Below are 21,735 nucleotides of genomic sequence, written 5' to 3' on the forward strand. Positions count from 1 at the left end.
GTGAGGAGATCACCACCCCTGCTGCACTTACCTGATCTCCGAAGCGGTGCCGGGTCTGGGCGGAGCCCGGTATCAGTTCTCATCAGGCTCTAGGAACTCCAGCCGGTTCCCGAACGGGTCGGCCGCGTAGATCCCGTCGGAATCCTGGAAAGTCCGCGTCCCAGGTTGTCTCCTGGCCAGCCGCCGCAAGCCTGCGGACTACTTCGTCGAGATCCTCAACCTGGATGCCCGGGTGCCCCTTGCGGGCAGGGCGGAAGTCATCCTCGACGCCGAGATGAAGCTCGACACCTCCGCCCCGAAACCAGGCACCGCCGCGGGCTGCGAGCACCGACGGCTTAGGGATCTCCGTCATACCGAGGACATCTGCGAAGAAGTGCCGCGCGTCGTCCTCACGACCGCGGGGCATGGCCAGCTGCATGTGATGTAGGCGTGCGTACACCCGGCGAGTATGGCGTGCGACATGCGGGCCATCAGCCCCTGAGATCAGGGCACCTTCTCCGTGGCTCGGGGCTAGCGGGCCGGCCCCGAGCGGCCGCGAACGGGCCGGAGGTGTAGGGAGCGAGCCGGCAGGGCCGGCGTGGCCGGCTCCGCGGCGCCTTGACACCCAGTGATATCGGCACGGGAGATTGCTGGCTGAGAGTTTCCCGCTCCTGGCTCGGCGCATCATCGGGAGAGGAAATGAGGATGCGTCTACCCCCATATTGAGACCGGCGCAGTGGTTGGGGCTGTCTCGCGCTCGGGCCCACTCTCCCCTGCCTCCTCGTCCTAGCCGCAGGATTGCTCGTCGAAGCGGTGGGGCAAGGGTGGCGGCTTGCGCCATCGCGAAGCGACACCGTAGGCGCCCTTGCGGCCGCCGTGGAGACGTGCACGATCTCGGCCGAGGGGAGACAGCACGACGTCATCGGGGGTCGCATTGCTCAGCTTGTGGTGCGCAACTGCTCGTAGGGTCCGAGCCATGGTCAGCCATGCCCTGAGGCTTATTCAGGCTCCGTCAGGTAAGTGTGTAGAAGATGAGTCCGATGACTGCCGAGATTGTCGTTTTAAATGTGGCGTAGGGCCGCCGGTAGTCTGTGTGGAGAACTTTCCACGTTTTGATATGGGCGATGACTCGTTCGATGGTGGCGCGTGTGTGGTTGAGGCTCTTGTTGAATGTTTTTTGCCAGTCGAGAAGTTCCCGGCCGGGTGGTTTTTTGAACGGGGTGAGCATGCCGCGCCCGATGTATCCTTTATCGCCGATCGGGGGGTATGTGGCGAGGTGGTCGAGGGCGCCGGATTGGTCGAGGCAATATAGGTCGTGTCGGGAGCCTGGGGTCGGGTCGGAGATCCACGACAGCTGCCCTTCCAGGGTGGCTGCGACCTGGACGACGACGCCGGTGGTGCGATGCTTGCCCGACCACAGACCCGGCACCGCGGCCCATGACCAGCAGGGCAGCAAGGTTCCATCGATGATGTACTGCCGATCGGCACGAAGCTCCTCTGCCGTCGGAACGACACTCCGCAGCGCCTGTGCCAGCAACGGTGTCACCCCCGTGATCGCTCGACTAACCGTCGACTGCGACACCCCATAGGTTTCCGCCAACTCCCACTGCACACGATTCCCGCGCAGATACGCCAACGTGATCACCACCGACCAGAACAACCCCAGAACCGGCGGCCAAGACAAACGTGCCTCCGTCGCGTCCCGCTGATCCTGCTCATACACTATAGCGACAAGATCCTGAATTTCATCACGCCGGAAACCAGTGGTATAGTACATACTGCGGCAGCCCGTTCATCTCGGATTGATTCGGCAAACCAATATTCGCGATGGACGGGCTGTCGCCCAACCCGACACGCCGGGCTAGATCGTTATTTCACAGGGCCTGAATAAGCCTCGATGTATCCTTTATCGCCGATCGGGGGGTATGTGGCGAGGTGGTCGAGGGCGCCGGATTGGTCGAGGCAATATAGGTCGTGTCGGGAGCCTGGGGTCGGGTCGGAGATCCACGACAGCTGCCCTTCCAGGGTGGCTGCGACCTGGACGACGACGCCGGTGGTGCGATGCTTGCCCGACCACAGACCCGGCACCGCGGCCCATGACCAGCAGGGCAGCAAGGTTCCATCGATGATGTACTGCCGATCGGCACGAAGCTCCTCTGCCGTCGGAACGACACTCCGCAGCGCCTGTGCCAGCAACGGTGTCACCCCCGTGATCGCTCGACTAACCGTCGACTGCGACACCCCATAGGTTTCCGCCAACTCCCACTGCACACGATTCCCGCGCAGATACGCCAACGTGATCACCACCGACCAGAACAACCCCAGAACCGGCGGCCAAGACAAACGTGCCTCCGTCGCGTCCCGCTGATCCTGCTCATACACTATAGCGACAAGATCCTGAATTTCATCACGCCGGAAACCAGTGGTATAGTACATACTGCGGCAGCCCGTTCATCTCGGATTGATTCGGCAAACCAATATTCGCGATGGACGGGCTGTCGCCCAACCCGACACGCCGGGCTAGATCGTTATTTCACGGGGCCTGAATAAGCCTCCCTATACAAGGACCACGCTCACATCTATGCGCAGCATTCCGATCGGAGTGGCCCGAACGCGTACTACGAGCGTCCGGCGATGCTGAGGCTCGCTGGGGACTTGACCGGGCAGCGGGTACTCGAACTCGGATGCGCCGCCGGCGCCCTAACCACACAGCTCGTTGAGCGCGGCGCCGCCGTGACTGCCCTGGACCGAGAGCCACGCCTTGTCGAGCTGGCGCGGCAGCGAACGAGCGGGCAGGCCACCGTCTCCGTGGCGGACCTCGAAGAGCCGTTGGACAGCGTAGGGACTGGCTCAATCGACCTCGTGATCGCTTCGCTCGTGCTCCACTACCCCGGATTCCGCAGTTCGTGGGCAGATGTGAGGGCTGAATTCGGGGGTTGACCTGCAGGACCGCTGGTGTGGGAGCGGGGTGGGCGTGTGTCCATGCCCGCCGCGGTGCCTGTTGGCGCTGTTTGGGCTGGTTAGGCGGGGTCGAGGGTGGTGATCCGGGGTGGTGGGGTGACCCCGCAGGCCCGAAGAATGCCGGCCTGGGTGGTGGTGAGCTCGGTGGTCTGCACGACGGTGCCGGCCGGGCCGGTGAGGGTGATCGTGTGCAGCCGGCCCAGCTCGCGGGAGATGGTGCGCCAGGTGCGGCCGGTGCGGCGTTCGGCGACCCGGATCAGCAGCAGCGCCAGCCAGCAGAGCAGGACGTGGGCGCGGATGCGGAGTTCGAGGCGGTGGAACACCGGCCGCAGCTCGATGGTGGATTTCAAGTCGCGGAACCCGCGCTCGGCCTCCAGCAGGTTCTTGTAGCCCAGGGCGACGTCCTCGGCCGAGAGGTCCGGGTCGGAGGTGGACAGCAGGTACTTCCCGTCCAGCTTCGCTTCGGCGGCGATCTTGGTCCGGTCCAGTTGCAGCCGCCCGGACGGTGTCTGGCGCAGCCACCGGCCCAGGGCCGGGTGTTCACGCAGCGCGCATTCGGCCTTGACGTGCGCGGCCTCCTCACGTTCGGCGGCCCGGGCGGCGTGCCGCCACGCGGCCTTGCTGGTTGTGGTGGCGGCGCGGCGGGTGCGGGCGGCCTCGCGGGCTCGGGTGCGGGCGGACGCGATGCGGTCGAGCTCGGCGGAGATCCTGGCGATCGCGGCTTCGCGGGCGGCCTGGTCGCGTTCGGCCTCGTCGGGGTTGTGGCAGATGATCCACCGGACGCCGGGGGTGGAGTCGATCCGGACTTCCTTGACGCGCAGGTTGTCCCGAACCTGCTGGTAGCGGCCCTGGCGGGACAGTGCCTGGGCGGCGTGCGGGCTGCCGTCGCGCATCCGTTCGCCGGCGATGTAGTGCCCGCCCGCGCGCTGAAGGTAGGCCAGGTTGTCCCGGGAGGAGAACCCGCGGTCGACCACGGTGACCACGCGGCCCAGTCGCCACCCCCGTAGGTCGTCCTTGACCTGCGGCAGGATCGCCTGGTCGTTGGTGTTGCCGGGCCAGCACCAGCACCGGACCGGGATGCCTTCCCGGGTGACGGCCAGCCCGATGACGATCTGCGGCAGGTCCCGGCGGTGGTCCTTGGAGTGCCCGTAGCGCCGGAACCCGCCCGGGCCGCCTGGGCTTGCCACTGCGTCTGATCCGTCGACGCTGCTGTCGGTGCTGCTGTCGGTGCCCTCGGCGGGGTCGGGGTCCTCGGTGTCGCGCTCGAAGTAGGTGCTGGTCGTGTCGAAGAACAGCAGGTCGACCTCGAGGTTGAGCAGGTCCGCGACCGCGAAGAACACCGCCTCCTGCACCTTCGCGTCGGTGTCGGCCTCGATCAGCAGGTCCATCGCCCGATACGCCTGATCCTCGCTGAGCGCGTCCAGGCCGGGGATCGCCACGTCGTGGCCGACCCACTCGGCCGCGGCCAGCTTCGAGGACGGGTCGATCGCCCGGTTCGCCACCAGCGCGAACAGCACCCGCTCGACATCGGTGGTGAACCGGCGCCCACCCAGCACCTTGCGCAGGGCGGCCTCGACGTCCAGGGCCTTCCACAGCCCGTTCAGCAACCACGCCGCCCCGGCCGGGCGGGAGGCGATCAACCGCAGCCCCTCGGCCGCGGTACCGGCGCCCGCGGACTCAGCGGCGTCCGTGCCGGCGTCGGTGCCGGGTTCGCCCAGGTAGCGGTTGATCGAGCGGACCAGCCGGCGCAGCCCGTCGGGGTCCAGGCGGTCCTCCCGGCCGAGGTTGAGCAGCACGTTCGCCTTCGTGGTGGCACCGACGCGTTGGTTGTGGGCCAGGGCCAGGTAGCGCACGACCGAGCCGTCCTTGTTCCGCCGCTCGGTCGTCCGCAGATACATGACCGCAGCCGATCACACTCCGGGCAGCTCACACAAGCCTCAACCCGCCAAAACGTGTGCCCACGTTTTCGAGCACTCTCACGCAGGCGCAGCACGCTGACCAGGCCTTACTCCCCGCGGACCCCGCTCATGTGCCCATCAACTGCGGAACGCGGGACTACCTTCCCGACTGGCGTCCGTTACTGGCCGAACTCAGCCGCTGCCTGGCTCCCGGTGGCGCACTGCTTTTCTCTGTTCACCACCCGATCAACGGCTGGGCGCTGTGCGACAAGGCCGACTACCACCGGACCGAGCAAGTCCACGAGACGTGGGACCTAGACGGCCAGGAGGTCACCGCCACGCTGTACCGGCGCCCGGTTTCAGCGATCTTCGGGCCGCTTCTGGACGCGGGCTACATCGTCGACGCTGTCGAGGAGCCACAGCCGGTTGCTGATGCTCCACTGCCCGAGGGACTGAGAACGACACTTCGAAACGGCCCCCGTCTTCCTCTTCGTCCGAGCCCGGCGCCCTGCTCGCAGCCTCGCGTAAGGGCAGCCGCAGCGGCTCGCGGCCGGGTAACCGGCACCGACGGCCACGCCCGGGGCCGGAGGTAGAGGGTCGGACGGCGGGACCGGCGTGGCCGGCCCCGCGCTGCCGAAGGCGGCGCCTTGACGACTCGCACGTCACTGTCAGGAAGATCAGTGACCAGCTCGGGCGACTCCGAGACCTGCGGATTGTGTGGGCCCCCGGGGGATCGAACCCCGAACCCGCGGATCTTGGAACCGTCGTGACGGCTGGGCTTCGAAACCGGGCGTGACCTGGGGATTCCCACCCGCGGACTGCTGGTCATTCAGGGTCGGTTCCGGCCCTTGTCGCGTCGTTTCGTGTCCCAAAAGCGTCCCACGCGGGGGCTTCTCCCCCACACGCCCGGTCTGCTGGTGATCTCCTCGCGGCGCGGGTTCACCCCTGCCAGGCCGGGGAGTGGGGCGCAGGGCACGGGGTCCAGCCTTGCACCCCACTCCCCGGTCTGGCTGCCGTCTCGGCGCGCCGTGGGGAGATCACCGGCCCTGCGCACTCCCCCTGATCTCCGAGCGGTGTCGGGTCTGGGCGGAGCCCAGGATCCTCTCGTTTGCGGGCGCCAGCGGCCGCTCGTGGAACCAAGCGCTCATCAGATGTTGGTACTAGAACGGCTGGCGGATAACACCACCTGCTGATCGACGAAGAACGGGTACGCCCTACCGAGAGGACACCCGTCCCGCCATGATCGGCACACGACTTGCATCCGCGCTCCTGACCGTGGTCGCCATCGCGACGGTGGGTGCGTGCAGCAGCGCCTCACAACAGTCTCCACCGGGACAGCGACCGTGCTCGGAGGGCCTGGCGGCAACGGACCAGCTCCTCCGACTCCAGCTGAGGCATGGGGCTGGAGCGACCGACCCCGACGGCCAGATCTCCGACGCGCTGAGCGACCTCAAGGAATCACTCCGCACCCGCGCAGGCGAGTCGGCCTATTTCTCCTCCGAGTCGTACAACGCGGCTGCGGACCGGCTCGCCGAGACCGTCGACCCCTTGGCGAAGGCCTACGCGGATGGGGACGAGAGCGCCTACTTCGAGGCGCACTCGCAGTACGAGGATGCCCGCCGAGCGTACAGCTCAGAGTGCGACTCCTGACCTATGCACCCTCGGATCTCCGCCGCCATCTGCAGCGGGGCCGGGTAGCGGCCCCGGCGCTGCGAACGGGCCGGAGGTGTAGTGAGCGAGCGCCGGGGCCGGCGTGGCCGGCCCCGCGCCGCCGGAGGCGGCGCCTTGATACTCAAGAGGCAGATTCGGCAGAGCCAGGAGCTTCGTCACCTCGACATGAGGGACGACGTAACAGCGCCGCTACGTCAACCGGCTGCTTGAGTGACCCGTCGACCGGCACGAAGGACACCGCGTGGCAAAGAGCGCGTTCACTGCAGCAATTATGTACGTTCACGAATTTCGCACTCGAAATGAGCGCACACAGCTTGCAAATATTCACGGCTCCGGATACGATTTGTTGGCATTACTGCATGGAATGCTAAACGATGTGGTCGCGATGCACGTCAGCGACGAGAACCGAGAGCGCGTCCTGATAGTAGAGAACGTTGAGCCGCGCGGCCGAACAATCCGTTTCACAACAAAGGCAGGTCGTTTCGGCACCGAAGGTGAGATTGTAAACGTTGACAGCGGCGAGACGACGCATGGAGGCTTATTCAGGCTCCGTCAGGTAAGTGTGTAGAAGATGAGTCCGATGACTGCCGAGATTGTCGTTTTAAATGTGGCGTAGGGCCGCCGGTAGTCTGTGTGGAGAACTTTCCACGTTTTGATATGGGCGATGACTCGTTCGATGGTGGCGCGTGTGTGGTTGAGGCTCTTGTTGAATGTTTTTTGCCAGTCGAGAAGTTCCCGGCCGGGTGGTTTTTTGAACGGGGTGAGCATGCCGCGCCCGATGTATCCTTTATCGCCGATCGGGGGGTATGTGGCGAGGTGGTCGAGGGCGCCGGATTGGTCGAGGCAATATAGGTCGTGTCGGGAGCCTGGGGTCGGGTCGGAGATCCACGACAGCTGCCCTTCCAGGGTGGCTGCGACCTGGACGACGACGCCGGTGGTGCGATGCTTGCCCGACCACAGACCCGGCACCGCGGCCCATGACCAGCAGGGCAGCAAGGTTCCATCGATGATGTACTGCCGATCGGCACGAAGCTCCTCTGCCGTCGGAACGACACTCCGCAGCGCCTGTGCCAGCAACGGTGTCACCCCCGCGATCGCTCGACTAACCGTCGACTGCGACACCCCATAGGTTTCCGCCAACTCCCACTGCACACGATTCCCGCGCAGATACGCCAACGTGATCACCACCGACCAGAACAACCCCAGAACCGGCGGCCAAGACAAACGTGCCTCCGTCGCGTCCCGCTGATCCTGCTCATACACTATAGCGACAAGATCCTGAATTTCATCACGCCGGAAACCAGTGGTATAGTACATACTGCGGCAGCCCGTTCATCTCGGATTGATTCGGCAAACCAATATTCGCGATGGACGGGCTGTCGCCCAACCCGACACGCCGGGCTAGATCGTTATTTCACGGGGCCTGAATAAGCCTCATGAATTCTCTGCGGACGAATCTCCGGTAACTCCAACACGGAACATGTTCGTCGTCCCCGAGCGAGGCGAGGTTGGGTTCCTTCTCACCGAGCGGTACGGCGGGCGAGGGGCCGCGACTGCAATTAGAGAGCTATCGAGGAACGCCTTCCGTGATCGATTCAACTCGCAGAATCTTCTGCTTGGATTCGAGGCGCAGCTCAGCCTGGAGGCCTGGCGTGAGTACGTCGAGAGAGCAGACATGAAGCGACTGACGATCAATCGCTACGGCCGCAGCCCCGATCCGGCTGATAACACGAACTACACCTCGGTCGGCAAAGTTGCTTGCAGCGTCAAGCCGAAGCGCGGCCTAGGTCGATTTGCAAAGTCTATTAAGGATGGCGTCCTTGGGGACACTATCTCGCCCTACGACCTCGTCGGAATCCCTGCCCGCGACGAGGATGACATTCGAATCGACCTAGACGATGGAGAGCAGAAGCGCCAGCTCCTTCTTGGCCACAACGAGGATCCGGCGAACTTGCTCTACATCGTAGCCGACCAGTCAGCTCAACGACCGGACGACGATGTCATGAGGCTTATTCAGGCTCCGTCAGGTAAGTGTGTAGAAGATGAGTCCGATGACTGCCGAGATTGTCGTTTTAAATGTGGCGTAGGGCCGCCGGTAGTCTGTGTGGAGAACTTTCCACGTTTTGATATGGGCGATGACTCGTTCGATGGTGGCGCGTGTGTGGTTGAGGCTCTTGTTGAATGTTTTTTGCCAGTCGAGAAGTTCCCGGCCGGGTGGTTTTTTGAACGGGGTGAGCATGCCGCGCCCGATGTATCCTTTATCGCCGATCGGGGGGTATGTGGCGAGGTGGTCGAGGGCGCCGGATTGGTCGAGGCAATATAGGTCGTGTCGGGAGCCTGGGGTCGGGTCGGAGATCCACGACAGCTGCCCTTCCAGGGTGGCTGCGACCTGGACGACGACGCCGGTGGTGGTGCGATGCTTGCCCGACCACAGACCCGGCACCGCGGCCCATGACCAGCAGGGCAGCAAGGTTCCATCGATGATGTACTGCCGATCGGCACGAAGCTCCTCTGCCGTCGGAACGACACTCCGCAGCGCCTGTGCCAGCAACGGTGTCACCCCCGTGATCGCTCGACTAACCGTCGACTGCGACACCCCATAGGTTTCCGCCAACTCCCACTGCACACGATTCCCGCGCAGATACGCCAACGTGATCACCACCGACCAGAACAACCCCAGAACCGGCGGCCAAGACAAACGTGCCTCCGTCGCGTCCCGCTGATCCTGCTCATACACTATAGCGACAAGATCCTGAATTTCATCACGCCGGAAACCAGTGGTATAGTACATACTGCGGCAGCCCGTTCATCTCGGATTGATTCGGCAAACCAATATTCGCGATGGACGGGCTGTCGCCCAACCCGACACGCCGGGCTAGATCGTTATTTCACGGGGCCTGAATAAGCCTCCATCTACACCGAGATGGAGAAGCAGATCTCGGACGACTTCGCACGAGAGCTGCCTGGCGTCATTCTCGGTGAGTCGTGGAACTCTGGAGACTGGACAACTGAGCAGCTCGCAGTGAGAATGCCGGCACGCCGCAATGTCAGCTAAATGGTCAGCCGTGGCGGTTGTATCTGACCACTTCAACACTCTACGAGATGCGCGGACTAGGGAGTATCGTCCGTTCGACTTCCTCTTCTTCTATGGCGTGCCCATTATCGTCGGACTTGTATGCTTTTTGCTACGCTATAAGATGCAAGGCGTTGAGGCAGCTATTGGCGGAATGGCAATCTTCACCGCACTCTTGTTTGGCCTCTTGGTGCAGGTTTTCACTTTGCGAATTCGGGTTGCCGACTCACCCTCTTTACGCAAGGACATCGGCCTCGGGCAACTCATAGATCAGCTCGAAGCTAATCTGGCATATACGATCTTAGTCAGTCTGGTTCTTACGGCGACACTAATCTTGCTGGCAGGAATCCTCGGCACTGCAGACCCGTATCCGCCAGTAGTGGGATCTGGAGTGATGGGGATCTTCCTGCACTTCTTTCTTACAGTCCTCTTAGTGCTTAAGCGCATCCGATCTGCCTACGCGGCGGCGCGGTACTAGACCAACTAAGGTGGACTCATTCAATGGCAGTTGCCGCATAATCGACCGCAGACAGGAATCTCTACCGTTGACTTTCCTGAATTTAGAGAGTTGTCCAGATCTCTTTATGGGTCTCGGCTGCAGTAGAGCTATGCCGCTCATCTTTATCGATCTGCAGAAAGTGGCGGCAGAACTAGATGCGTAGCGGCGATGAGGAAAAAGAAGACGCCAGGCAGGATGCTGGCCCTTCGCACTGGAACGAGCGAGCCCCGCTAGAAGCCCCACCTCCTCCGCCCTACCTCGTCGTGGCGGTGTCTGGAACGCTCATAGCGCTCGTCGGGTTCTCAAGTCTTACCGTGGTAGTGGGGGAATCTCAAACTCTTGGTGAGCGACTAGTCGGCGCTTGTTTTGCCGCGCTTGCAGCAATTGGACTGTATCTTTGCAGGGTTGCGTGGCACCGCGGCGGTTTCCGAGAGCTCAGGACCGTTCGGATGCGCGAACACGGCGAGAGACTCACGGAAGCACTCGCTCGATTTGCACTGGGCCTCGCGTGGGCATCGAAGTCAGTCGGAGGATGCGCCGCCTTCATTCTTATGCTGATATGTATCTCTAACCCGCCTGCGCCCAGTGAAGCGGCACCGCCCAACGTGCGAATTACGGCTTCGGTAGCTCTTGTCACGTTACCGCTTGGATTTCTCATCGAGCAATTTGTCAACAAGCGCCCCATCACCACTCGCGTGCGACTTGGATTATTGAAGTCTCGACTCGACGGAGTCTTCAAAGGCGCCGAAGTTGCCAGGAAATCTCTTGAGGACGCGACGTCCGAAATTGAGTTAATTGAACGCGAAGTGGCGAGGAAGTTCGAGGCCCTGAGGCTTATTCAGGCCCCGTGAAATAACGATCTAGCCCGGCGTGTCGGGTTGGGCGACAGCCCGTCCATCGCGAATATTGGTTTGCCGAATCAATCCGAGATGAACGGGCTGCCGCAGTATGTACTATACCACTGGTTTCCGGCGTGATGAAATTCAGGATCTTGTCGCTATAGTGTATGAGCAGGATCAGCGGGACGCGACGGAGGCACGTTTGTCTTGGCCGCCGGTTCTGGGGTTGTTCTGGTCGGTGGTGATCACGTTGGCGTATCTGCGCGGGAATCGTGTGCAGTGGGAGTTGGCGGAAACCTATGGGGTGTCGCAGTCGACGGTTAGTCGAGCGATCACGGGGGTGACACCGTTGCTGGCACAGGCGCTGCGGAGTGTCGTTCCGACGGCAGAGGAGCTTCGTGCCGATCGGCAGTACATCATCGATGGAACCTTGCTTCCCTGCTGGTCATGGGCCGCGGTGCCGGGTCTGTGGTCGGGCAAGCATCGCACCACCGGCGTCGTCGTCCAGGTCGCAGCCACCCTGGAAGGGCAGCTGTCGTGGATCTCCGACCCGACCCCAGGCTCCCGACACGACCTATATTGCCTCGACCAATCCGGCGCCCTCGACCACCTCGCCACATACCCCCCGATCGGCGATAAAGGATACATCGGGCGCGGCATGCTCACCCCGTTCAAAAAACCACCCGGCCGGGAACTTCTCGACTGGCAAAAAACATTCAACAAGAGCCTCAACCACACACGCGCCACCATCGAACGAGTCATCGCCCATATCAAAACGTGGAAAGTTCTCCACACAGACTACCGGCGGCCCTACGCCACATTTAAAACGACAATCTCGGCAGTCATCGGACTCATCTTCTACACACTTACCTGACGGAGCCTGAATAAGCCTCCCTCAATACTCAAAGATCAGAGAACGAAGCTCTGACGTCCGAGCTTGATGGCGACCCCAAAGCGGTAGCTCGCTACCTTGCGCTTACACGCCAGGAAAAACGCTGGAGCGCTCGGCAACAATGGATTGGCGTTGTTGTTGGCGTCATTGCGGGGGGAGTGATTAGCTACGTCGTCAACTTCACCACTGGCGATGCCCTAGAGATCCTCCGGGGACTTCTCAGGTAAGAGATCCGAACCCGAATACCAGCCCACCCTCAGCCTGACCCTCGCTATGCTGGTGCACTATCCGGGAAAGCTGCACACCGCCCATCCTGCGATACAGACGAATAGCATCTCGATCCTTCTCCATAACGTCTAACGCCACGGCTCGGTGGAGAATGTGTGCGCGATCTAAGGCCGCCGCGAGCAACTTGCGCCCTGCTCCCACTTTACGGTGATCTGGATCGACAAACAGTCGGACCACAAGCGCCAAGCGTGTGATTTCCCCTCCGGTATGTATCGCCCAAGCCGCAGCGGCGTCATCTGTCTTCTCAGCAGCCTTAAGAATTACCTGCCCAACTGGGGAGTCGCCTACAAGTGCAACCCAGCTACCCAGTGTGCGGGGTTGGTCCAACCACTCGCCCGGATTCGCCACTCCCTCGACGGGGTAGCCATCGGCCGCATGGACTCGCACCAAGACCTCAGCTAGGACTGATAGATCCTCGCTTCGACGGGGTCGGACGGTGCAGCTCACTGGTCCTCCACCGGCATGTCGTAGTCCAAAGCCGAGTAGTCGGCGCGCATCACGAAGCGGGTGACCTCGAACGGTTCCCGGTCGGCGTCGATGCCGGTGTGCCACAGCTCGATCACCGGGACCCCGTCGGGGATCGTCATGCGCTGGGCCTCCTCGCGGGTCGGCATCCGCGCCGAGATCTCCTCCCGCACGTGGGCGATCACGTGGCCGAGGGCTGCGAACTGGCCGTAGATGCCCTGCGGGCCCAAGTCGGCCGAGTCTCCCAGCGGGTTTCCCTCGACCAGACTCCATGCTGCGTAAGTGACGCCGATCTGCAACGGCTCGTCGTCGGCGAAGTACCAGTTCTCCCGCTGTACAACAGAGGTCCCGGGCTCGATCCCGAGCCGTTCGGCGACCTCGGCGGGCGCCTCGACCCGTGTGATCCGCGAGTCAACGTGCGGTGTCCGCCCCTGCGCGACGGCCTCGGCGCCGAACGGGCCGAGTTCATTGGTGGAGCGCATCGCTGCGCTGTAGCGACGCCGGCCAAACCGCATCCAGCGCGGCTTGCTGCGAACGAACACTCCGCGTCCATGCTCGGCGCTGACCAGGCCCTCGCGGCGCAGTGCGGCGATTGCCTCGCGGGCGGTGTTACGCGCGGCTCCGTGCTGCTCGGCCAGTGCGCGCTCTGAGGGGAGCTTGTCGCCGGGCTGGTACTCGCCCGAGGTGATCGCCTCGCGCAGCTCGTGCGCGATGGCTCGGTAGTCGCTGTTGGCGCCTCGCGGCGCCCGTGCCGAAGACGTCATGTCTTCACGATAGCGAACTGGCCTGAGCCAGTCACTTGACCCACTGGCTCAAGCCTGCTGTACTGGCTCAAGCCAGTAAGGCTGATCACACAACCAGGAGGCCAGTCATGGCAATCACCAACAAGTTTCCGGTCGCGATGGGCGACGTGTTCCCGCACGGCGCGTTCGTCGTCTCGGAGGTCGAGCCGGTGCGCGACTTCGACAAGTCCAGCCCGGGGCGCCCGGTGCAGCAGCTCGACAAGGAGTCCGGTCTCCCGGTGTGGTCGGTGTCGGTCCTGGACGCCGATCCGGCGGCCCGGCGGACGGACAAGACGGTGACGGTGAAGATCGCGGCGCCGCACCAGCCGGTCCCGCCCGAGGCGGCCGCGGGGTTGCCGTTCCGCCCGGTGGAGTTCGACGGACTCACCGTGACGCCGTACGTGCAGGAGTCCGGTGGCCGGCCGCGGGTGGCGTACAGCTTCCGCGCTGCCGGGATGCGCGCCCCCGGCCACCAGCGCCCCGTCCCGGGCAAGAGCCAGGACGCCGCCTGACCTGCGCTCGTGCAGGTGGAGGGGGGCCCGCTGCAACGGGCTCCCCCTCCGGATCTCCCTCACCTCACGCCCTAGCCAGGCATCTGAGTTCGGAAGGACACCGACCCTAGATGAACGCCCATCCCGCACCTGCGGCCCCCGCCTCGGACAACACCGCGACCGTCATCCCGGTGGCCCGTCTCGTCGAGGCCGGCCTCCACCGCACCAGCCGCGCGATCCGCGACACCGCACGACCCCCGACCGGCGACCTGCTCGCCCACGCCGCCCGTGCCCGTCGGCTCGCTGAGCTCCACACCCGCCGCGCCCGCTGGTGGACCGTCCTGGAACGCGACACCGCCACCAACGGCGTCCCCGCCATCTACGTCGAGGCTGTCGTCACCGCCGTCCTCGACAACGAGCGCCAGGCCCGCTACTGGAACGACACCGCCGACGACTGGCAGGCCCACGCCGACCGCCGCCCCACCTCCGACGTCGCCGGAGCCATGTCCAACTGGGCCGACCTCGGCCTCACCGAACCCACCGCCTCCGGACTCCCGGGCACCTCGGCGGTGACCCGATGACCACCCGGCCGATCAGCCGCCCGGTGCTGCGGCTGGTCCCGATCACCGACCCCACCGCCACGACGACCGACACCCGCTGGCGCGAGGACGCCGCGTGCGCTGGGCTGGACACCGAGCTGTTCTTCCCCGTCGACGACCGTGCCGCCTCGGTCGAGACACCCCGCCGGGTCTGCCGGGGCTGCCCGGTCCGCGCCGCCTGCCTGGCCGACGCCCTGGCCACCGAGGACCCGGCACGCCGCTACGGCATCACCGGCGGCACCACCCCGGGCGAGCGCCGAGTTCTGCACCGCGCCGGACTGACCCTCTCCGTCTCGACCGTCGGCGGTGATGTCGCGTGAGCAACACGCCCGCCCCGCGCCCGCCTCGCTGCGAGGTGTGCCGCACCCCGCTCCACGAGCGGCCCGACCCGCGACGACGTCGCTGCGCCGATCACCTCGGCCAACTCGCCCTGGTCCCGCTGTCCACCGTCCGCCCGGCCCGTCGCAAGGGAGGCCGCACGTGATCACCGCTGCTGCCCCGTCGGCTGACATGCCGCTCTCGGTTAACCAGATCCTCACCGTCGGCGGCGCCCTGCTCGCGGTCGCCGTGTATCTGCTCTACAAGCTCGGCCACTACCTGGCCCGAGTCCTGGAAGCCCTCGCGACCGCCGCCCTCGTGTTCATCGCGCTGTGGTTCGCCGCCAAGGCCCTTGTCCTCGCGATCGTGTGGGCGGCCCGGCACTGGCGCACCACCACGACCGTGACCGTCGTGTCCCTGTGGTGCTGGTGGTGGGGCTGGCTCTCTCTGCTGCTCGCCCTCGCCGTTCTCGCTGCTGGGCTCGGGGTGTGGCGAATCGCGTCGCTGCCCTCCTTCGACCACTGGGCCGGCCGTCACCTGCGCTCGTGGTGGCAGCGCTGGCTCGTCTACGCACCCCGGATGCCCCGCTGGCTGCGGTCCTGCGGGCTCACCGTGCCCGACCGGGTGGGTGCGACGGTCATCCAGGTCAACCCGCTGCGCCGCACCGCGACCGCGCCCCGGGAGCGCCCGCGCCGCGATCAGCTCCCCCGCATCCTCTCGGTCCGCTCCGGACCGTCCTGGGACGAGGTCAAGGTCCGCCTGGTCCCCGGGCAGACGCCGGAGGACTTCGACACCGCCGCCCGCGCCCTCGCGGTGGCTCGTGGGGTGAACCGCTGCCAGGTCCGCGAACTCGGCCCGAACGTGGTGTCGATCGACTACCAGCGCCGCAACCTCCTCCAGACCGTCGTCACCGCACCCGACCTCGACGCCATGGCCGACCTTCCCGGCGACGCGGTCGACCTGGACCGCGTGCTGTCCGGGGCGACCGAGTACGGGACGCCGTGGCGGCAGTCCATCCGCGGCAGCCACACCCTTATCGGCGGCGCCACAGGGGCGGGGAAGGGCTCGCTGATGTGGACGCCGCTGCTGTCGATCGCCCCGGCGATCCGGGACGGCCTGGTGCGGGTGAACGGGATCGATCCGAAGGGCATGGAGCTGGCCTACGGCCGGGATGTGTTCCACCGCTACGCCGTCACCTCGAAGGATGCTCTGGCGCTGCTCGACGACCTGGTCGAGCAGATGGAAGCCCGCAAGCGCGAGCACGCCGGAACCACCCGCCTCGTGCCGATCACCCGGGACACCCCGTTGGAGATCGTGGAGTTCGACGAGATCGGCGCCCTGCTGCGCTACGTCGGCGACCGCAAGACCCGCGAAGCCATCACCGAACGGATCGCGCTGCTGACCACGCAGGGCCGGGCGCTGGGGTTCACCGTGCGCGGCTACGTGCAGGAGCCGTCGAAGGACACCGTCCCGGTGCGGGAGCTGTTCCCGCGCCGCATCTGCCTGCGTGTGGCCTCCAAGTCCCATGTCGGGATGGTGCTGGGCGACCACGCCTATGACCGGGGTGCGTGGGCGAACCGCATCGGCGAATCCGAACCCGGCGTCGGCTACCTGTTCGGCGAGGGCGTCCGCGAGCCCCTGCGCGTGCGCGCCGCGTGGGTCCCCGATGACGCGATCAAGGCCCTGGAGCGGTTCGTCACCGCTCCTTCGCCCGACCCGGCCCGTCGTCCCGTGTCGGTGCTGCCCTTCCGCCCTGGCACACCCGTCCTGCCCGCCGGAGGTGCCGCATGAACACCACCGATACTGCCCCCGACCCGACCGACCAGGACAAGCTCACCCGCGCCCAGAAGGCCATGCTCGCCCTGTCGAACGAGGTCGCCACGCAGCTCGCCGAGGACCACGGTGTCTGTGTCCGCCCGCTGGCGATGCGGCGGATCGACCAGAGCAGCGGGCGGGTCGACGTCGTGCCCGTGCCGTGCGGGTCGACGCGGGAGGACCAGTGCCGCCCGTGCGCGGAGAAGGCCCGACGACTGCGCATGGTCCAGTGCCGGGAGGGCTGGCACCTCGAGGACGAACCCATCGCCAAGCCCGCCGACCCGACCGCGGCGCAGAAGGAACTGATGACGGTCCGGGCGGACCTGCACGCCGCCTACACCGACGCCCGCGCCAAGGGCGACGAGGAGGAGTGCGAGGAGATCCGCGAAACCGTCGCCGAAGTGGACCAGGAGCTGCGCGCGCTCGGGGTCCGTGGCCGTCTCGCCCCGCTCGACCCGACACCGCAGACCGTGCGCCGGACGACCCGCCGTCGCCAGGACGCACCGAACCTGCCCCGCCGCCCGGTGGAAGACCGCACCCTCGGACGGGTGTTCGGCGGCAAGTATCGGCCCTCCACGTTCCTCACGCTCACGCTGGACACGTATGGGCGGGTGGACAAGCACGGGGCCGCGCTCGACCCGGACAGCTACGACTACCGCCGGGCCGCCCGCGACGCGATTCACTTCCCGAAGCTGCTCGACCGGTTCTGGCAGAACACCCGCCGCTGCGTGGGCTGGGACGTGCAGTACTTCGGCACCGTCGAACCACAGAAACGCGGGGCACCGCACTTCCACGCCGCCATCCGCGGCACCATCCCCCGCTCCGAGCTGCGTGCGATCACGGCTGCGACCTACCACCAGGTGTGGTGGCCGGCCCACGACGAACTCCTCTACTCCGGGGACCGGCTCCCGCGCTGGGACAACCACCACAAGGCGTTCGTCGACCCCGACACCCGGGCGCCGCTGCCGACCTGGGACGAGGCCACCGACCCGGACACGCTGACCTCCCCGGCACACACGGTGGTGTTCGGGCCGCAGGTCCACGTCAAGGGCATCCTCGGCGGGACGGAGGAGGCCGGACGGCACATCGGCTACCTGACCAAGTACCTCACTAAGTCCGTCGGGCAGGCCGCCGGCCTCGACGACACCGCCACGTCCCGCCAGCGCGAGCACGCCCGCCGCCTGGCCGCCGAGCTGGCCGTCACGCCGTGCTCGCCGCGCTGCCCGATCTGGCTGCTCTACGGAATCGAACCCAAGGACGCCCGCTCCGGAACGACACCAGGGCATTGCAAGGGCAAAGCGCACAAGGCCGAGCACCTCGGGATCGCCGGGCGCCGGGTACTGGTCTCCCGCAAGTGGTCCAACAAGTCGCTCTCGGACCACCGCGCGGAGCGGACGGCGTTCGTTCGGCAACTGCTCGACCGGGCCGGGGTGCAGCCCGCCTATGCCGTCGACGACGGCCCGTTCACCTGGGAGACGACCAAGCCCGGGGACTCCGACGTGCCACCCCGCACGGTGCTGCTGCTCCATGCGATCAACCAACGCTCCCGATGGCGCGCGGACTACGACGCCGCCGTCCTGGCGACCAGCGATGCCCCGCCCGACCGTTCGGCAACTCGTGATCACGCGGCCTGACAGGAGACCCGACATGGACGACATGCAGCTCATCGCGCCGCTGTGGACGGTGCAGGACGTCTCGGAGTACCTGCGGGTGCCGGTGCAGACGCTCTACTCGTGGCGCCAGACCGGCTACGGGCCGCCGTGCCGCCGGGTGGGCAAGCACCTGCGCTACCGGCCGACCGACGTCGCCGCGTGGCTCGACGGCCTCGACGACGGGGTGGCGTGATGCCTCGGCCGCCGCTGCCGCTGGGCAGCTACGGGAAGATCACCGCATGGCAGGACGGTGACAGCTGGATCGCCCGGACCCACTACCGCGACTTCGACGGCAGGACCCGGCAGGTCAAGCGCCGGGGCCGGAGCAAGTCCGCCGCCATCCGGTCTCTGCGTTCGGCAATGGTCGACCGGCAGGCCCCGGTGAAGGAGTCCGAGGTGGTGCCGGACAGCCGGTTCACCAAGGTCGCCGAGCTGTGGCTCACCGAGGTCCGGGAGGCCGTGGACGCCGGCCGTCGCAGCCCCGGCACGCTCGACATCTACGCCTCGGTCTACCGCCGCCACGTCGAACCCGCGCTCGGCGAGATGCGCGTCCGGGAGATCACCACTCCCGTCGTCGACCGTGCCCTAGCCGTCATCAAGAAGCGCTCGGCGGCGCGGGCACGCACGGCCAAGGTCGTGATCTCCGGTGTCATGAAGCTGGCTGCCCGGCACGGAGCGATCGCCTACAACCCGGTCCGGGAGGTCGCCCGGATCGACTCCGAGCCCCGCCGGCCTCCGCGCTCGCTGACCGCGGCCGAACGCAGTGCCTGGCTCGACGCCGTGGCCCAGAGCAAGAAGGCCCGTGACTGGGACCTGCCCGACCTGACCCGGATGATGCTCGCGACCGGCGTCCGGATCGGCGAGGCCCTGGCCGTTGGCTGGTCGGAGGTCGACCTCGACGAACGGACCGTCGACATCCGCTGGCGCCTGGTGCGTCGTACCGGCGGCGGCCTGCTCCGGCTGCCCTCGACCAAGTCCGGACGCAAGGGCGAGCGCATGGTTCCGCTGCCGTCGTGGGCCATCACGATGCTCAAACGCCGGCGGCTGGCGATCGGCCCGGGGGTGGAGGCCGTGTTCCCGGACTCCCTGGGTGGTTGGCGGGACCCGGCCAACGTCCGCCGTGTCTGGCGCCAGGTCCGCGACGATGCCGAGCTGGACGGGCTGGTCAGCCACACTCTTCGGAAGACGGTGGCGAGCTTCCTCGACGACGCCGACGTGTCCGCGCGAAAGATCAGTGACCAGCTCGGTCACGCGAAGATCAGCATGACCCAGGACCGCTATCTCGGGCGGCGGCTCACCGACCGTCAGACCGCCGACGTCCTAGAGGACATGTTCGCCGAGGACACGAAAACTGTCCCAAAACCGTACTCTGATCTTGACGACGAGCCGGACGCATCGCTCTGACCTGCGGATTGTGTGGGCCCCCGGGGGATCGAACCCCGAACCCGCGGATTAAAAGTCCGCTGCTCTGCCGATTGAGCTAGAGGCCCCGGCCCTCCCCCGCGCCCCGTGCTCGCCCGGCGGAACCTGAGGAAATCCTACAGTCCGTGAGCATCGCCGCCCGCGCTCCACACCCCATGTCGCACAGGATCGTGAGGACGAACGGTCGACGGCCGTCGAGCGACCCGTGAGGCCCCTTCCCGACCACGACACCCGTCCGGGCGTACCGGCCCACGACGACGCGCCCCGAAACCGCACATCTCCGACACTGACGATCATGAAGCGTCCCGTGCTCCTGCTCATGACCGCGTTCCTGCTCACCGCCTGCGGCGGGCAGTCACCGGCCGCGGAGACCCAGGTGTCCGCGAGCTTCGCCCGGGGCGGCGAGGGGCCGGCGTTCACCTACGACCCGGCGCTCGTCCCGGTCGGTTCGACCGTCGCGGTCACCCACACCGAGCAGGACGGTGCCACCGTCGCCACCCTCCGGGTGACCGGGCTGCTGCCGAACCGGACCTACGGCGCCCACGCGCACACGCAGCCCTGCACCGCGGCCTCCGGTGCCGACGCGGGCCCGCACTTCCAGTTCTCCGAGGACCCGGTGACACCGAGCGTCGACCCGTCCTACGCCAACCCGATGAACGAGATCTGGCTCGACGTCACCACCGACGCGAACGGCGCGGGCGAGTCGACCGCCACCGTCCCGTGGGTCTTCCCGGACGACCGGCGGGCGGAGTCCGTCGTCCTGCACGAGAAGCCGACCGCCTCCCACGCCGGGCATGCGGGCACCGCGGGCGGACGCCCCGCCTGCGTCACCGTCGACTTCTGAGCGACGCCGAGGTCGGCGCCGTCCCGCGCGCCTGGGACACTGGTGGGCGTGACCGTGTTGGACAGCGTCCGCGACGCGCGGACGGACACCCCCGCCCGCCGTGACCGCGTGCTGCCGCCGTTGCGCATCGGCCCGTTCGAGGTCGACACCCCTGTGGTGCTCGCGCCGATGGCCGGCATCACCAACCCCGGGTTCCGTCGCCTGTGCCGCGAGCAGGGCGCCGGCTACTACGTCTGCGAGATGATCACCGCTCGCGGGCTGGTCGAGAAGAATCCGCTGACGTTCCGCATGATCGCCTTCGACGCGGACGAGCACCCCCGCTCGATGCAGCTCTACGGCGTCGACCCGGCGTCGATGCAGCGTGCCGCGGAGATGATCGTCGAGCGCGACCTCGCCGACCACATCGACATGAACTTCGGCTGCCCGGTCCCCAAGGTCACCCGGAAGGGCGGCGGGGCGGCACTGCCGTTCAAGCGGGAGCTGTTCCGGCGGATCGTGCGGGCCGCGGTCACCGGCGCCGGCGACCGACCGGTCACCGTCAAGATGCGGATCGGCATCGACGACGAGCACCAGACCCACCTCGAGGCCGCGCGGATCGCCGTGGACGAGGGCGCGGTCGCCGTCGCGCTGCACGCGCGCACCGCCGCGCAGCGCTACTCGGGCACCGCGGACTGGGACGAGATCGCCCGGCTGCGCGACGCCGTCCCTGCGCACGTTCCGGTGCTGGGAAACGGCGACATCTTCTCCGCGCAGGACGCGCTGGACATGGTCGCCCGGACCGGCTGCGACGGCGTCGTGGTCGGCCGGGGCTGCCTGGGGCGGCCGTGGCTGTTCGGGGACCTGGAGGCCGCGTTCGCCGGCCGCGAGCTGCCGGCGCCGCCGAACCTCGGCCAGGTCGCGGCGACGCTGCGCCGGCACGCCGTCCTGCTGTGCGAGCACATGGGCGACCACAAGGGCATCCGCGACGTCCGCAAGCACATCGCGTGGTACCTCAAGGGCTTCCCGGTCGACCCGGAGCTGCGGCGCAGCCTCGGCATGGTGGAGTCGATCGACCACCTCGACGAGCTGCTGTCCGGGCTGGACCCGGACGAGCCGTTCCCGGCCGAGGCCGACGGGCCGCGGGGGCGTCAGGGCTCACCCGGTCGCGTCGTGCTGCCCGAGCACTGGCTCGACGACCCGGACGACCCGTCGATCCCCTTCGGGGCGGACGTGGAGCACTCCGGAGGTTGATCGCGGCGACCCCGGGG

The 21,735-nt window shown here is 66.5% G+C and carries 21 protein-coding genes and 1 tRNA gene; 14 read left to right on the top strand and 8 right to left on the bottom strand.

What is annotated here, in order from left to right; translation table 11 throughout:
- Window positions 1–991 precede the first annotated feature (991 nt).
- Window positions 992–1,756: a transposase gene (locus KPL59_RS15570; RefSeq protein ID WP_226359944.1), complete on the bottom strand. Its 765-nt coding sequence runs from the start codon at window positions 1,754–1,756 to the stop codon at window positions 992–994.
- Between the two features lie 92 nt (window positions 1,757–1,848).
- Complete coding sequence (locus tag KPL59_RS15575; RefSeq protein WP_226361219.1) at window positions 1,849–2,415, bottom strand: transposase family protein; 567 nt, start codon at window positions 2,413–2,415, stop codon at window positions 1,849–1,851.
- A gap of 198 nt (window positions 2,416–2,613) precedes the next feature.
- Between KPL59_RS15575 and KPL59_RS15580 the strand changes: the two genes are divergently transcribed.
- The gene (locus KPL59_RS15580; protein WP_226361220.1) at window positions 2,614–2,919 is read left to right on the top strand and encodes a methyltransferase domain-containing protein; all 306 of its coding nucleotides are present in this window, start codon (window positions 2,614–2,616) and stop codon (window positions 2,917–2,919) included.
- Window positions 2,920–2,999: 80 nt separating this feature from the next.
- Here KPL59_RS15580 and KPL59_RS15585 read toward each other — a convergent pair whose 3' ends face one another.
- The gene (locus KPL59_RS15585) at window positions 3,000–4,838 is read right to left on the bottom strand and encodes an IS1634 family transposase (protein ID WP_226359530.1); all 1,839 of its coding nucleotides are present in this window, start codon (window positions 4,836–4,838) and stop codon (window positions 3,000–3,002) included.
- Window positions 4,839–6,077: 1,239 nt separating this feature from the next.
- Between KPL59_RS15585 and KPL59_RS15590 the strand changes: the two genes are divergently transcribed.
- Window positions 6,078–6,488, top strand: a complete 411-nt coding sequence (locus KPL59_RS15590; protein WP_226361221.1) for a hypothetical protein — start codon at window positions 6,078–6,080, stop codon at window positions 6,486–6,488.
- Between the two features lie 573 nt (window positions 6,489–7,061).
- Here KPL59_RS15590 and KPL59_RS15595 read toward each other — a convergent pair.
- A complete protein-coding gene (locus KPL59_RS15595) occupies window positions 7,062–7,826 on the bottom strand; it encodes a transposase (RefSeq protein ID WP_226361222.1) in 765 nt (254 codons plus the stop codon).
- A 706-nt stretch (window positions 7,827–8,532) separates the two neighbouring features.
- Complete coding sequence (locus KPL59_RS15600) at window positions 8,533–9,300, bottom strand: transposase (protein ID WP_226361223.1); 768 nt, start codon at window positions 9,298–9,300, stop codon at window positions 8,533–8,535.
- A gap of 936 nt (window positions 9,301–10,236) precedes the next feature.
- On the opposite strand from KPL59_RS15600, the gene KPL59_RS15605 reads away from it, so the two are divergent.
- Window positions 10,237–10,932, top strand: a complete 696-nt coding sequence (locus KPL59_RS15605) for a hypothetical protein (RefSeq protein ID WP_226361224.1) — start codon at window positions 10,237–10,239, stop codon at window positions 10,930–10,932.
- A gap of 97 nt (window positions 10,933–11,029) precedes the next feature.
- On the top strand, window positions 11,030–11,794 hold the full coding sequence (locus KPL59_RS15610; protein WP_226359944.1) for a transposase: 765 nt from the start codon (window positions 11,030–11,032) through the stop codon (window positions 11,792–11,794).
- A 237-nt stretch (window positions 11,795–12,031) separates the two neighbouring features.
- Here KPL59_RS15610 and KPL59_RS37715 read toward each other — a convergent pair whose 3' ends face one another.
- Together KPL59_RS37715 and KPL59_RS15620 are read right to left on the bottom strand one after the other, a co-directional pair.
- The gene (locus tag KPL59_RS37715) at window positions 12,032–12,652 is read right to left on the bottom strand and encodes a GNAT family N-acetyltransferase (protein ID WP_226361225.1); all 621 of its coding nucleotides are present in this window, start codon (window positions 12,650–12,652) and stop codon (window positions 12,032–12,034) included.
- A complete protein-coding gene (locus KPL59_RS15620; protein WP_226361226.1) occupies window positions 12,544–13,329 on the bottom strand; it encodes a GntR family transcriptional regulator in 786 nt (261 codons plus the stop codon). The genes KPL59_RS37715 and KPL59_RS15620 overlap by 109 nt, the downstream gene beginning before the upstream one ends.
- A gap of 107 nt (window positions 13,330–13,436) precedes the next feature.
- Here KPL59_RS15620 and KPL59_RS15625 point away from each other — a divergent pair, with 107 nt between their 5' ends.
- The 8 genes from KPL59_RS15625 (at window position 13,437) to KPL59_RS15660 (ending at window position 19,626) form a co-directional block, all read left to right on the top strand.
- Window positions 13,437–13,859, top strand: a complete 423-nt coding sequence (locus KPL59_RS15625; protein WP_226361227.1) for a plasmid replication, integration and excision activator — start codon at window positions 13,437–13,439, stop codon at window positions 13,857–13,859.
- 110 nt (window positions 13,860–13,969) lie between these two features.
- Window positions 13,970–14,419, top strand: coding sequence for a hypothetical protein (locus tag KPL59_RS15630; RefSeq protein ID WP_226361228.1), 450 nt, complete (start codon window positions 13,970–13,972; stop codon window positions 14,417–14,419).
- On the top strand, window positions 14,416–14,757 hold the full coding sequence (locus tag KPL59_RS15635) for a WhiB family transcriptional regulator (protein ID WP_226361229.1): 342 nt from the start codon (window positions 14,416–14,418) through the stop codon (window positions 14,755–14,757). Before KPL59_RS15630 ends, KPL59_RS15635 begins: the two co-directional genes overlap by 4 nt.
- On the top strand, window positions 14,754–14,921 hold the full coding sequence (locus KPL59_RS15640; RefSeq protein ID WP_226361230.1) for a hypothetical protein: 168 nt from the start codon (window positions 14,754–14,756) through the stop codon (window positions 14,919–14,921). The genes KPL59_RS15635 and KPL59_RS15640 overlap by 4 nt, the downstream gene beginning before the upstream one ends.
- Window positions 14,922–14,947: 26 nt before the next feature.
- Window positions 14,948–16,546, top strand: a complete 1,599-nt coding sequence (locus tag KPL59_RS15645) for an FtsK/SpoIIIE domain-containing protein (protein ID WP_226362086.1) — start codon at window positions 14,948–14,950, stop codon at window positions 16,544–16,546.
- Window positions 16,543–18,204, top strand: coding sequence for a replication initiator (locus KPL59_RS15650; protein ID WP_226361231.1), 1,662 nt, complete (start codon window positions 16,543–16,545; stop codon window positions 18,202–18,204). The genes KPL59_RS15645 and KPL59_RS15650 overlap by 4 nt, the downstream gene beginning before the upstream one ends.
- Window positions 18,205–18,217: 13 nt before the next feature.
- Window positions 18,218–18,415 carry a helix-turn-helix domain-containing protein gene (locus KPL59_RS15655; RefSeq protein WP_158092192.1) on the top strand — a complete coding sequence of 66 codons (198 nt, stop codon included), beginning with the start codon at window positions 18,218–18,220 and terminating at the stop codon, window positions 18,413–18,415.
- Window positions 18,415–19,626 carry a site-specific integrase gene (locus KPL59_RS15660; RefSeq protein WP_226361232.1) on the top strand — a complete coding sequence of 404 codons (1,212 nt, stop codon included), beginning with the start codon at window positions 18,415–18,417 and terminating at the stop codon, window positions 19,624–19,626. The genes KPL59_RS15655 and KPL59_RS15660 overlap by 1 nt, the downstream gene beginning before the upstream one ends.
- A 13-nt stretch (window positions 19,627–19,639) precedes the next feature.
- On the opposite strand, the gene KPL59_RS15665 is transcribed toward KPL59_RS15660, so the two are convergent.
- Window positions 19,640–19,712: transfer RNA gene (locus tag KPL59_RS15665), tRNA-Lys, on the bottom strand.
- Between the two features lie 227 nt (window positions 19,713–19,939).
- On the opposite strand from KPL59_RS15665, the gene KPL59_RS15670 reads away from it, so the two are divergent.
- Entirely contained in the window at window positions 19,940–20,488 is a 549-nt protein-coding gene (locus KPL59_RS15670; RefSeq protein WP_226361233.1) for a superoxide dismutase family protein, read from the top strand.
- A 108-nt stretch (window positions 20,489–20,596) separates the two neighbouring features.
- The gene (dusB, locus tag KPL59_RS15675; protein WP_308187935.1) at window positions 20,597–21,718 is read left to right on the top strand and encodes a tRNA dihydrouridine synthase DusB; all 1,122 of its coding nucleotides are present in this window, start codon (window positions 20,597–20,599) and stop codon (window positions 21,716–21,718) included.
- The last annotated feature ends 17 nt before the right edge of the window (window positions 21,719–21,735 follow it).

It is taken from the genome of Pseudonocardia sp. ICBG1142 (genome assembly GCF_020496255.1).
In the GTDB taxonomy this organism is placed as follows: Bacteria; Actinomycetota; Actinomycetes; order Mycobacteriales; family Pseudonocardiaceae; genus Pseudonocardia.